The sequence below is a fragment of the Glutamicibacter sp. genome (assembly GCF_050701915.1).
In the GTDB taxonomy this organism is placed as follows: Bacteria; Actinomycetota; Actinomycetes; order Actinomycetales; family Micrococcaceae; genus Glutamicibacter.
Genome location: NZ_JBOGEG010000040.1, coordinates 19,913 through 32,555, shown reverse-complemented (window position 1 = coordinate 32,555; position 12,643 = coordinate 19,913). Strand labels below are relative to the sequence as shown.

The 12,643-nt window shown below is 66.6% G+C and carries 10 protein-coding genes; 8 read left to right on the top strand and 2 right to left on the bottom strand.

All coding sequences use genetic code 11. The annotated features are described in order from the left end of the window. Positions 1-48: 48 nt before the first annotated feature. The gene (gene pepN / locus ACRDT3_RS16820; RefSeq protein WP_431494081.1) at positions 49-2,694 is read right to left on the bottom strand and encodes an aminopeptidase N; all 2,646 of its coding nucleotides are present in this window, start codon (positions 2,692-2,694) and stop codon (positions 49-51) included. A gap of 44 nt (positions 2,695-2,738) precedes the next feature. Continuing rightward, the gene (locus tag ACRDT3_RS16815; RefSeq protein WP_431494080.1) at positions 2,739-3,497 is read right to left on the bottom strand and encodes a FadR/GntR family transcriptional regulator; all 759 of its coding nucleotides are present in this window, start codon (positions 3,495-3,497) and stop codon (positions 2,739-2,741) included. Positions 3,498-3,600: 103 nt separating this feature from the next. Here ACRDT3_RS16815 and ACRDT3_RS16810 point away from each other — a divergent pair, with 103 nt between their 5' ends. The 8 genes from ACRDT3_RS16810 to ACRDT3_RS16775 all read left to right on the top strand — a co-directional run bounded on the left by ACRDT3_RS16810 (position 3,601) and on the right by ACRDT3_RS16775 (position 12,346). Next, the gene (locus ACRDT3_RS16810; protein ID WP_431494079.1) at positions 3,601-5,211 is read left to right on the top strand and encodes an ABC transporter substrate-binding protein; all 1,611 of its coding nucleotides are present in this window, start codon (positions 3,601-3,603) and stop codon (positions 5,209-5,211) included. A 108-nt stretch (positions 5,212-5,319) separates the two neighbouring features. After that, on the top strand, positions 5,320-6,276 hold the full coding sequence (locus tag ACRDT3_RS16805; protein WP_431494078.1) for an ABC transporter permease: 957 nt from the start codon (positions 5,320-5,322) through the stop codon (positions 6,274-6,276). 2 nt (positions 6,277-6,278) lie between these two features. Continuing rightward, a complete protein-coding gene (locus tag ACRDT3_RS16800) occupies positions 6,279-8,282 on the top strand; it encodes a dipeptide/oligopeptide/nickel ABC transporter permease/ATP-binding protein (RefSeq protein WP_431494077.1) in 2,004 nt (667 codons plus the stop codon). Continuing rightward, complete coding sequence (locus ACRDT3_RS16795; protein ID WP_431494076.1) at positions 8,279-9,073, top strand: ABC transporter ATP-binding protein; 795 nt, start codon at positions 8,279-8,281, stop codon at positions 9,071-9,073. Before ACRDT3_RS16800 ends, ACRDT3_RS16795 begins: the two co-directional genes overlap by 4 nt. Before the next feature lie 43 nt (positions 9,074-9,116). Beyond that, entirely contained in the window at positions 9,117-10,064 is a 948-nt protein-coding gene (locus ACRDT3_RS16790) for a dihydrodipicolinate synthase family protein (RefSeq protein WP_431494075.1), read from the top strand. Positions 10,065-10,075: 11 nt separating this feature from the next. After that, complete coding sequence (locus ACRDT3_RS16785) at positions 10,076-11,011, top strand: ROK family protein (RefSeq protein ID WP_431494074.1); 936 nt, start codon at positions 10,076-10,078, stop codon at positions 11,009-11,011. Positions 11,012-11,022: 11 nt separating this feature from the next. Further along, positions 11,023-11,715 carry an N-acetylmannosamine-6-phosphate 2-epimerase gene (locus ACRDT3_RS16780; protein WP_431494073.1) on the top strand — a complete coding sequence of 231 codons (693 nt, stop codon included), beginning with the start codon at positions 11,023-11,025 and terminating at the stop codon, positions 11,713-11,715. Positions 11,716-11,785: 70 nt separating this feature from the next. Next, on the top strand, positions 11,786-12,346 hold the full coding sequence (locus tag ACRDT3_RS16775) for a hypothetical protein (RefSeq protein ID WP_431494072.1): 561 nt from the start codon (positions 11,786-11,788) through the stop codon (positions 12,344-12,346). Positions 12,347-12,643: the final 297 nt, after the last annotated feature.

Genomic DNA, 12,643 nt, shown 5'->3' with positions numbered 1-12,643 from the left:
GTCCCGCTCGCAACGAGCGGGACCGGGCTTGGGCTCTGCCAGAGCGGGTTAGCGGCTGGTGCGGCTGTAGGCCTGGGCCTTCAGCGAGCGCTCCAATTCGGCTCGTTCCTCAAGCAGGATGCGCTTGAGCGCGGTCGGTGCGCTCTCATGGCGCTCCAGCCAGGCGGTAGCGGTGGCCAGCGCCTTGTTCTGCTCGATGGAGCCTTGAAGATCCTGGTGGCCTGGATACAGCCCCTCGATCACACGCGTGGCGAACTCCATTCCCATGGTTTCGAAGACCGGCAGGATCGCGGCCCAGTAGCGTTCCTCGAACGGTGCCAGCAGGGCGGCCGAACCCATGGTGAATCCCAGCGCGGTGGCCGAGAGGGCGTCGTTGGACAGCTCTCCGTGCTCATCGCGCGCCATCAGCACGGTGTCGAAGGCGGTGTCCTTGGCCTGCGGATCCGGGCGGGCTGCCAGCGCGGTGCGAACCGAGTTCTGCGCAACGCTGGTGGGGTTGGCCTTGGCTGCTTCGTGCATGCGGGCCTCGGCGGCCTCATCGAGCCGGCCGGCGGCGGCCAGCGCGATGTAGGAACCCCAGAGCAACTGCTCATCGACGGTGACCTGGTAGGCATTGGGCTGCTCGCCCAGGAAGGCGTCGAGAACCTCGGGAGCCACACCGGCGCGGGCCAGGCGCACCAGGGTGCGCGCGGTGGTGGTCTGCTGATCGCCACCGGCCTCGAACCGGGTCAGCCATCCGGTCAGGGCCGTGGCGGCCTGGCCGCGCAGCTCGGCGCGCAGCTCTGGGGCCACGTACTTGGAGATCGAGGTGACCAGCTGGTCGGTGAGCACACTGAACACGCCCGCATCGGTGACGGTGTGCGCATGGGCCAGGATCGCCTGCACGTAGCTTTGCGCATCCAAGGTGGCCGAACGCACCGCATCCCACAGCGACGCCCAGCAGGTGGCGCGGGGCAGCGAGTCGCCCAGGCCCGAGAGGTGGCCGAGCAGGGTGGCACGCGAAACCGGATCGAATTCGATCAGCGCATAGGTCTCATCGCCGTCGTTGGGCAGCAGCAAGTCCGGGAGCTGGCGTCCGACCAGGAAGTCCAGGGGCGCCGATTCACCGGATAATTCCACGTCCACCGAGTCGGTGCGGGACAGCTGGCCCCCGGCCAGCTGGTAGGCGCCCACGGAAAGCACATGCGGGCGGGCGATCTTCTGCCCGGTGACCGGATCGGTGCCCGACTGGATCAGCGTTGCCGCGGTGATGGTGCCGCCGGCATCGGTGGTGTAGTCGACGTGCAGCTTGGGCACGCCGCTGGTCTTCAGCCAGGCATCCGCCCACTGGCCCATATCGCGGCCGCTGGCCGCTTCCAGCGCTTCGAGGAAGTCATCCAGCGAGGTATTGCCGTAGGCGTGCTTGCGGAAGTAGGCACGGGCGGCGTCGCGGAAGGCCTCGGCCCCGACAAAGGCGGCCAGCTGCTTGAGCACCGAGGCGCCCTTGGCGTAGGTGATGCCATCGAAGTTCTGGTCCGCGGCCAGCAGGTCCGGGATGTCGGCCACGATCGGGTGCGTGGTGGGCATCTGGTCGGCCACGTAGGCCCAGGCCTTGCGGCGCGCGGCGAAGGTGGTCCAGGCGGTGGTGAAGTCGGTGGCCTGGTCATTGGCCAGGGTGCCGATGTAGTCGGCGAAGGACTCCTTCAGCCACAAGTCATCCCACCACTTCATGGTGACCAGGTCGCCGAACCACATGTGCGCCATTTCGTGCATCAGGGTGTTGCCGCGCTGCTCGTACTGTCCTTCGGTGGCATGCGAGGTGAACACGTAGCGTTCGGTGAAGGTGACCAGGCCCGGGTTTTCCATGGCGCCGAGGTTGTACTCCGGCACGAACGCCGAGTCGTACTTGCCCCACGGGTAGGGGTAGTCGAACAGCTGGTGGTAGTAGTCCAGGCCCTGGCTGGTCAGCTTGATGATTTCGTCGCCGTCGAAGTGCTCGGCCAGCGAGGCGCGGCAGGTGGCGGCCATTTCGATGGACAGCTCTTCGCCGTTGCCCAGCTGCTGGATGTGCTCGCCGCGCACCACGTGGTACGGTCCGGCCAGCACCGCGGTGATGTAGCTGGAAATCGGGGGAGTCGGGGCGCAGGCCACGGTCTTGGTGCCGTCATCGTGGAAGACCTCGTCGAGCACAGGCTGGTTGCTGGCCAGGTGCCAGGATGCCGGGCCGGTGAGCGTGAAGCGGTAGCTGGTCTTCAGGTCGGGCTGCTCGAAGCAGGCGAATACCCGGCGGGCCTCGGAAGGCTCGAACTGGGTGTAGAGGTAGGTTTGCCCATCCTGCGGATCCACGAAGCGGTGCAGGCCCTCGCCGGAGCGCGAGTAGATCGCCTGCCCGGTGATCTTCACGGTGTTCGGCACGTCGGTGCGCAGCTGGTCGAGGTAGATGCGTGCATCGAGCACTGCGGATTCCAGGTCGATCGTGGTGCCGTTGACCAGTACCTCGGCCACTGATTCGTGGATGAAGTCGATAAAGGCCGCCGGATCCTTGGAGCTGAAGTTCAGCGTGGTGATCGAGGTGTAGCTGGTGGCGTTGCGGTCGGTGGCATTGGTCAGATCGAGCTGGACTTCGGCGAAGTGCCACTCGATATTCCGTGCGCGCCAGGCCGCTTCGTCGCGCCTGAGGTTTTCATTGGGTGCATAGCGTTGAAGTGTGTCCACCACCCCAGCTTAGCTGTGAAAGGAATGCTTTAGGGTTTTTTCTTCTAAACTTCCCGGCTCGCCAGCAGTGCGCGGATGCCGTGGAAGTGCTCGGAGACCAGCTGCCGGGCGGTTTCCACGTCCTTGCCGCGCACCGCGTCGAGGATATCGCGGTGGTCCTGCGCGGTCTTGGCCGGCTGGGTGATTTCCAGGTCGGAGTCGATCGCATCGTAGATGGTGCGGTAGACATCCCAGAACACCCCGAGCAGGTTGGTCAGCAGCTGGTTGCCCAGCGGCTCGAAGAGGATGCGGTGGAAGGCCTTGTCCTGCTCGACGAAGGTCTCTGCGCGCGCCGCGTGCTGCTCCATCTGGATCACGCACTGCTCCAAGGCTTCGAGGTGCTCGTCGGTGACAGCGTGGATGGCCAGGCCGATCAGCCCGGTTTCCAGCGCCTGGCGGACATCGACCAGCTCGCTGGCTTCATGGCCATGGTGGCGCAGCGACATCTGCCCGCGGAAGGCGAGCGAGTCATGCAGGGCGTTGAGGTTTTCCTCGGCGACGAACATGCCGAAGCCGTGGCGGGTATCGATGATGCCCAGGGCCTGGAGCACCTTGATCGCCTCGCGCAGGGAGTTGCGCCCCACGCCGAGCTCGGCCATGAGCTCCTGCTCGGTGGGCAGCGGATCGCCGGGCAGCAGCCCGCGTTCAAGGATCAGCGCGGTGATGTCATTGGTCAGGGCGCGCAGGCGGGCACGGGCATCTGATCGGCGGGCTGGCATGGTGCTCAACGGATCCTGCTTTCCTAGGCGGGCGGAGAAGTTCATGTGACGCAGTTGACCTTGCGGTGTGACCTCCACTACAGTCTAAACCATAGATCGGACATCCTACGTCCTACAACACTCATTCATTTTCCTGGAGGTGGCAAGAATGGCTTTGAAAGAAGTAGCCAACAAGCCCTTTGCACGACGAGATTTCCTGAAGATCACCGGGATGGTTGGTGCTGCTGCGGCATTCTCTGCCAGCCTGGCCGCCTGCTCCACGGGCGCCAGCGGCGGCGCGGGCAGCACCGCAGCTGCCGGCACCGGCACCATCGAGGCAGGCATCTCCTACGCCCTGTCCACCGGCTTCGACCCGATGACCTCCTCCGGCGCGACCCCGTTCGCCGCCAACATGCACATCTTCGAAGGCCTGGTGGACCTGCACCCCGCCACCCGCGAACCCTACCTGGCGCTGGCCGCGGCGGAACCGAAGCAGATTGACGACACCAGCTGGGAAATCACCCTGCGCGACGGGGCCACCTTCCACAACGGGGAAGCGGTCACCATCCAGGACGTCGTCTACTCCTTCGAGCGCGTGCTGGACACCGGCAATGCCTCGCTGTTCGCCCAGTTCATCCCCTTCATCAAATCGGTGAAGGCCAAGGACGAGAAGACCGTGTCGTTCAAGCTGAACTACGCCTTCCCGCTGTTCCCAACCCGCATCTCGGTGGTCAAGGTCGTGCCCAAGGCCGTGGCTTCCAAGGACCAGGCCGGCTTCGACGCCGCGCCGATCGGCACCGGCCCGTACAAGCTGGTCTCGGCCACCAAGGACGACAAGATCGTCTTCGAGAAGTTCGAGGGCTACAACGGCAAGTACCCGGCGACCGCCAGCGGCATGACCTGGTTCCTGCTCTCCGATGCGGCCGCCCGCGTGACCGCCATGGAATCGGGCCGCGTGCAGGCTATCGAGGATGTTCCGTACCTGGATATGGACCGCCTGGCTTCGAAGGCCACGGTGAAGAGCGCAGATTCCTTCGGCCTGCTGTTCCTGATGTTCAACTGCGCCAAGAAGCCTTTCGACAACGCCCTGGTCCGCCAGGCGCTGCACTATGGCCTGGACACCGAGTCGATCATCCGCACCGCGCTGCTGGGCAACGCCAAAGCGGCCAGCTCCTATGTGCAGGAAAGCCACCCGCAGTACATCAAGGCGGACACGGTCTACGGCTACGATGCGCAGAAGGCCGCGGCGCTGCTGGCGGAAGCCGGCGTGGACAAGCTGGAATTCGAGCTGCTGACCACCGACACCTCCTGGGTCAAGGACATCGCCCCGCTGATCCTCGAATCCTGGAACAAGCTGCCGGGGGTGAAGGTGACCATGAAGAACCTGCAGTCCGGCGCGCTGTACACCGACAACGTGGATAGCGGCACCTTCTCGGTGGTGGCGGCCCCGGGCGACCCATCGGTGTTCGGCAACGACCTGGACCTGCTCATGAGCTGGTTCTACCGGGGGGATGTCTGGCCGAAGAACCGCTTCCGCTGGAACGATGCGCCCGAATACAAGGAGCTGCAGAAGCAGCTGGACGCGGCCATCCAGACCGATGATTCGAACAAGGCCATGGAGGCGTGGGGCAAGGCGATCAACATCGTCGCCGAGCAGGCCCCGCTCTACCCGGTGCTGCACCGCCAGCTGCCATCGGCCTGGGACGAAAACGCGCTGGAAGGCTTCGCGCCGCTGCCAACCACGGGCATCTCCTTTGTTGGCGTGAGCCGCAAGGCCTAGCTGCCGCTGGCACCGCGCAACAGGCCGGGCGGCACCGCTCCAAAGCCGTGCCGCCCGGCCTGCGCCGCGCAATGATCTGCACACTTCGATACTCAACGGAGTTACTCCATGGGGAATTTCCTCAACCTGCTCTTACGCCGCCTGGCCGCGCTGCCGGTGATGGTCCTTGGCATCTCCGCCATGGTCTTCATCATCATGAAGCTGGCCCCGGGCGATGAAGCCACCTCCGCGCTGGGCGAGGGCGCCTCCGAGGCCGCCAAAGAGGCCTACCGCGAAGAACGCGGCCTGAACGACCCGCTGGTCATCCAGTACATCAGCTTCATCGGCCGGCTGATCCGCCTGGACTTCGGCCTGACCACCCCGCCGGCCCAATCGGTCTCGCAGATGATCGCCGGCGCGTTCCCGCTGACCTTGCAGCTGACCTTCCTGGGCGTGGTCATCGCCGTGGTCATCTCGCTGGCCTTCGGGCTGCTTGGTGCGCTGTACCGCGATGGCTGGCCGGACCAGCTGGTCCGCATCTTCTCCATCGCGGCCATCGCCACCCCGTCCTTCTGGCTGGGCATCCTGCTCATCCAGTGGTTCGCCCTGGGTTCCAGCCCGCTGTTCCCCTCCGGGGGAGCCGCCCCCGAAGGATCGGGCCCGGGCACCTGGCTGCTGCATATGGCGCTGCCGGCCCTGGCCCTGGCCATCCCGGTCTCTGCCTCGCTCACCCGCGTGGTGCGCACCTCGATGGTCGAGGAACTGGACCGCGACTACGTGCGCACCGCCATCGGCAACGGCGTGCCACGCGGCGAAGTGATCTCCAAGAACGTGCTGCGCAACGCCCTGGTCACCCCGGTGACCGTGCTCGGGCTGCGCATCGGCTATCTGCTGGGCGGCGCTGTGGTCATCGAGATGATCTTTTCCCTGCCCGGCATGGGACAGCTGATCATGAACGGCATTACCAATAAGGACACCAACCTGGTCCAGGGCGTCACGCTGACCATCGCGATCACCTTCGTGCTCGTGAACATCATCGTCGACTTGCTCTACCTGCTGATCAACCCGCGAATTAGGACGGTGTAGGGATGAGCATCATGGCCCCACGCAACAACCTCGTGAACCGCCTTTCCGATTCCGGCGCCCGCTTCAAGGCGCTGCCGGCAGGCTCCAAAATCGCCCTGGCGTTCCTGCTGGCCATTGCCGCGGTGGCACTTTTCGCCCCGCTGATCGCCCCGCATGACCCGCTGGCTACCGGAATCCCGGCGCAGAAGCCGAGCGCCGAGCATTTCTTCGGCACCGACCGGCTGGGCCGCGACATCTACTCGCGCCTGCTCTTCGGCGCCCAGGCCTCGCTGCTGGTGGGCCTGGGCTCGGTGGCCCTGGCCCTGGTCATGGGCGGGCTGCTCGGCGCGCTGGCCGCTACCAGCGCCAAATGGGCCAATGAGACGATCATGCGCATCATGGACATGGTGATGGCCTTCCCGGGCATCGCCCTGGCCGCCGCGCTGCTGGCTTCGCTGGGCAACACCCTGCCGGTGATCATCTTGTCCATCGCGATCATCTACACCCCGCAGATCGCGCGGGTGGTCCGCGCCAACGTGCTGGCCCAATGGGGCGAGGACTACGTGCGCGCAGAACGCGTGATCGGCGCCGGGCGCTTCTACATCCTCGGCACCCACGTGCTGCGCAACTGCGCCGCCCCGGTGATGGTCTTCGCCACCGTGATGGTGGCCGACGCGATCATCCTCGAAGCATCCCTGTCCTTCCTCGGCGCAGGCATCCAGGACCCGGCCCCGAGCTGGGGCAACGTGATCTCCTACGGCCGCACCCTGGTGCTCAACGGCGCCTGGTGGGCGACCACCTTTGCCGGCCTGGTGATCCTGCTGACCGTGCTGGCATTGAATATGCTGGCCGAAGGCATGACCGACGCGCTGGTGAACACCAAGGGCTCGGCCAGGAAGCAGGCGAAGAAGCACGGCGAACCTGCGGCGGCCCGGGCCAAGGCGGCCGTGGACGGCCAAGCCGCCGAGCGGCTGCGCGGGGAACTGGACCTGCTGGCAGCGGCCGAGGCCCAGCGCACCGACCGCCTGGTGCTCGACACCTCCAAGGGCGCACCGCGCACCATCCTGGAGGTCAAGAACCTGTCCATCCGCTTCCCGGAGCGCTACGGGGACACCCCGATCGTGCAGGATGTCTCCTTCGCGGTGCGCGAGGGCGAAACCATGGCGCTGGTGGGCGAATCCGGTTGCGGCAAGTCCATCACCTCGCTGGCCATCATGGGCCTGCTGCCCGGAAGCGCGAAGCTGTCCGGTTCCATCACCTTCGAGGGCAGGGAACTGCTGCCGGCCACCTCCGATGGCGGCACCCGGGCCGGGGACGACAAGGTCTACAAGGGCCTGCGCGGTGAGCAGATCGCCATGGTCTACCAGGACGCCCTGTCCTCGCTGAACCCCTCGATGCTCATCGGCGACCAGCTGCGCCAGCTCACCCGCCGCGGCGGGCGCAAGACCCCCGAGGAACTGCTCACCCTGGTCAAGCTGGACGCCAAGCGCACCTTGCGCTCCTACCCGCATGAGCTCTCCGGCGGCCAGCGCCAGCGCGTGCTGATCGCCATGGCCCTCTCGCGCAGCCCCAAGCTGGTGGTCTGCGACGAGCCGACCACCGCGCTGGATGTCACCGTGCAGAAGCAGGTGGTCGACCTGCTCAACGAGCTGCGCGAGCAGCTGGGCTTCGCGATGGTCTTCGTCTCCCACGACCTGGCGCTGGTGGCCTCGCTGGCGCACCGCGTCACCGTGATGTACGCCGGCCAGGTGGTGGAATCCGGGCCGATCAGCGACGTGCTGCGCGTCCCGCACCACGAATACACCCAGGGCCTGCTCGGGGCGGTGCTCTCCATCGAGTCGAAGGCGCAACGCCTGCACCAGATCCCCGGCACCGTCCCCAGCCCGTACGATTTCGCCGCCGGCGACCGCTTCGCCGAGCGCTCCGCGCGCCTGGACGCCGATCCGGACCAGCACCTGTCCTTCGTCCCCGTGGGCGCCGGCAGCGAACACCGCTGGGCCAGCCACCTGCAAGGAGTGAACAAGTGAGCGACGCGATCATCGAACTGGACAATATCCACGTGCACCACAAGATCCGCGGCGGCAAGCTGTTTACCCCGCGCATCATCAAGGCGGTCAACGGGGTCGACTTCGCCGTGCACCGCGGGCAGACCGTGGGCATCGTGGGCGAATCCGGCTGCGGCAAGTCCACCCTGGCCTCGGTGCTGGTGGGCCTGCAGGAACCCACCAGCGGGCAGGTGCTGTTCAACGGCAAGCCGGTGGGCAAGCGCAACGCCGCAGGCCGCAAGGAGTTCGGGCGCAGCGTGGGCGTGGTCTTCCAGGACCCGGCCACCGCGCTGAACCCGCGCATGTCGATCATGGATACGCTCACCGATCCTTTGCGCGTGCACGGGATCGGCAACGACTCCTCGCGCAAGGCCAGGGCGCTGGAGCTGCTGGGCGTGGTGGGCCTGCCGCCCTCGGCGGCTTCCGCCCTGCCCAGCCAGGTCTCCGGCGGCCAGCGCCAGCGCGTGGCCATCGCCAGGGCGCTGGCCCTGGAACCTGCGGTGATCGTGGCCGATGAGCCCACCAGCGCGCTGGATGTGTCGGTGCGCGCCCAGGTGCTGAACCTGCTCACCGACCTGAAATCGCAGTTGAACCTGGGCATGGTGTTCATCTCCCACGATATCCAGACCGTGCGCTATGTTTCGGACACCATCTGCGTGATGAACGCCGGAGAAATCGTCGAGCGCGGAAATGCCGCGCAGGTTTTCGACGCGCCGACCAATGACTACACCCGCACCCTGTTGGGTGCTGCCCCGGCACTGCTGGAGCACTAACCAATCGCCGCACTTGCGGCACCTAGAGAAAGACCGAATTCCCGTGGCTTACACGAACAACCCGAAGTACTCCGGCGTCATCCCGCCGGTCATCACCCCGCGCACCGCCGATGGCGCCATTGACGCCGCCGGCCTGGATGCCGTGGTGGAACACCTGATCGACGGGGGAGTCACCGGCCTGTTCGTGCTCGGTTCCTCCGGCGAGGTGCCGTACCTGGCCAATGCCGAACGCGACGCGGTGCTCACCCGGATCGTGGCCGCCAACGCCGGCCGCGTGCCGGTACTGGTGGGCGCCAGCGAGCAGACCACTGCGCGAGTGGTCGAGGAGGGCCGGCGGCTGATCGCCCTGGGCGCGGACGCGCTGGTGGTGACCACCCCGTTCTACGCCATCTCCAACGGGCCGGAGATCGAAGCGCACTTCACCGCCATCCACGATGCCTTGCAGGTCGATATCTTCGCCTACGACGTGCCGGTGCGAACCCACCACAAGCTGCCGCTGGATGTCGCCATCCGCTTGGCGAAGTCCGGTGCCATCGTGGGCGTGAAGGATTCCTCGGGAGATGACGTGTCCTTCCGCCAGCTGCTGCTGGCCACCAAAGACATCGAAGGCTTCTCGGTGTTCACCGGCCACGAGGTGGTCGTGGACGGCGCGCTGCTCGGTGGCGCGCACGGCGTGGTGCCGGGCCTGGGCAACGTGGACCCGGCCGGGTACCGCCGCCTGTTCGAGAAGGCTGCGGCCGGTGATTGGGCAGCCGCGGCTGCCGAGCAGGACCGACTGGCCCGCGTCTTCGACATCGTCTACACCCCGGACGCCTCCCGGGTTTCGCCGGGTGCCGCCGGCCTGGGCGCCTTCAAGACCGCCCTGGTTGAGCTGGGCATCATTGCCAATAACGCCATGAGCGCCCCGATGGCTTCCCTGGATGCGCACGAGGCCAGCGCGATCCGCGGGATCCTGGCCGAAACCGGCCTGCTGCCGGTCGCCGCGAAGTAGGCATCCGGGCAGTGCAAGAGCAACTAGCAGGCGCCGGCGAGGTGCTCGCCCTGGATTTGGGCGGCACCAAGATCGCCGGCGCCCTGGTGCGCCCGGATGGCACCATTACCGCGCGCAGCCAAGCACCCACGCCGGCCCGCGAAGGCTCCGCCGCGATCATCGCGGCCATGGCCGGCGTGGTGCAGCAGCTGCGCGGTGCATGCTCGGCGCAGCCGGCCGGATTGGGTATCGGCGCCGCCGGGGTCATCGACCCGGAAACCGCCAAGGTCGTTTCGGCCACCGCTACGCTGGCGGGCTGGGCCGGCACGGATTTGGCCGCGGAACTGGGCACCCTGACCGGGTTGGAAGTCCGCGCGGTCAATGACGTGCACGCCCACGGCTTGGGCGAAGCCCGCTTCGGCGCAGGCCAAGGAGCCGGCCAGGTGATGCTGTTGGCCATCGGCACCGGCATCGGCGGCGCGTACCTGCACGAGGGCCAACTGGTCACCGGTTTCCACCATGTAGCCGGGCATATGGGGCATATCGACTCCGCCTATGCCGCGGGGCTTGAATGCTCCTGCGGGCGCACCGGGCATGTGGAAGCGATCGCTGCCGGGCCCGCAATCCTTCGGCACTACCAGCGCTTGGCCGGCAATCCGCTGGTGCGCGACACCCAGGCGGTCACCGCACTGGCCGATGCCGGCGACGAATTGGCCTATCGGGCATTGCATATCGGGGGATTGGCCGCAGGATCAGCCGCCGGTTCGCTGGCCAACGTGCTGGATCCGGAGAAGATCGTTATTGCCGGCGGGATGGCCGGTGCCGGAAAGATCTGGTGGGATGGATTGCGCGAAGGCTTTGCCGCCAGCGCAATCGACCTTCTCCAGGGCACCGGGTTGAGCCCGGCCGCGCTCGGAACGGACGCGGCCCTGATCGGGGCGGCCAGCCTATTCTGGCCCAGAGACTAGAGGAGCAGGAAATGTTGCTTACGGCAGCGGAACTCGAAGCCCTGCGCGGACGCTTGATCGTCTCCGCGCAGGCCTACCCGGGCGAGCCGATGCGCCACCCGCAGACCATGGCGCAGGTGGCCGCATCCGCGGTGATCGGCGGTGCCGGCGCGGTTCGCGTGCAGGGCCTGGCAGACATCGGATACACCCGTTCGGCGGTGGAAGTCCCGGTCATCGGCCTGTTCAAGGACGGCCACGAGGGGGTGTTCATCACCCCTACCATCCACCATGCGCTGGCCGTGGCCAACGCCGGGGCGCACATTGTGGCGCTGGACGGCACCCGCCGTGAACGGCCAGATGGCAAGACCCTGGAGCAAACCATTAGCGCGGTCCACGAGCGGTCTGCAGCTTTGGTGATGGCCGACTGCGGTTCGCTGGATGATGCGCTGGCCGCCGCCGAGGCCGGTGCCGATCTGATCGGGACCACGCTGGCCGGCTATAGCGGAGAACGCGAGAAGACCGAAGGGCCGGATCTGGAGCTGCTGGGAGAAATTGCCGGTGCCGGCCTGGACTGCCCCTTGATCGCCGAAGGCCGGATCCATACCCCGGCGCAGGCGAAATCCGCGTTGGATGCCGGCGCGTTCGCCGTGGTGGTGGGCACCGCGATCACCCATCCGGCGAGCATTACCGGATGGTTCGACGCGGCGATGCGCGGCCGAGGCTGAACCCGGCTGGGCGTTGACCTGCGCTAGGCTTGACAGGTCTGTGTAAACACCTGTCCGGATGGAGAAAACAGTGGACGTCTTTATCAAAGGCCCTTCCAAGCGCGACGTAGCTGGCATGAAGGCGGCCTTCGGCGATGTTCAGGGCGGCGATGTCCTCTCGGTGCTCTACAAGACCGATCGCTTCGGCAACTTCCTGATCACCGGTGCCGCGCACGCTACCGTGCTCGATGACGTGATGGTCGGCGGCCTGAACGCGGCCGCGGCAAAGAAGAAGGCCAAGGATGCCGATGGCGGCGAGATCATGCAGCGCCAGCCGGACAAGGATGTGCGCGCCTTCCCTGCCGCCTTCGAGGGCGAATTCGCCCCGGAAGACATCGAGGTCTCCGCGCTGTCCCACGGTGATCTGGTGGTCGCTTCCTTCAGCCAGGAACCATATGGCGATTTCGTGATTACCGGGGTTGTCACCGAGGCGGAAAAGGACCGCAGCTACCTGATGGTCGGCCCGTGGATCCTGCAGGCCGCTGATGGTCCTGCCCCGCGCCTGCTATCGGTGCAGCGCGTGGCGGCCAACGGCACGCACGTGGCCCCGGTACCTACGCGTCGCGGCTTGGTCGAGGTCGACGGGCTGTAGTCAGCGAAGAATTCTGGCGGCTCCGGTGAATGGGATTATCTGCCATTCACCGGAGCCGCCTTTCCTTTGGGCAAGGTGAGCAGGAGCGGTCATGTCGCTTCTGGCCGGGAGCATGAATGCCAGGGGACTTGGCCATGGCGCTTCGGCCTCCACCTGCCCGGGATAGCCATTGGCAGGTGGGGCCAGTGCGGATCCGCTGTTTCCCGGACGCGGTAGTCGAAAAATCATGAGTAACCCAGTTGCGCATGATCCTGCGAAGACCAGGTGCGGGTGCCGGGCATTTCGGGCCCGGGCAGT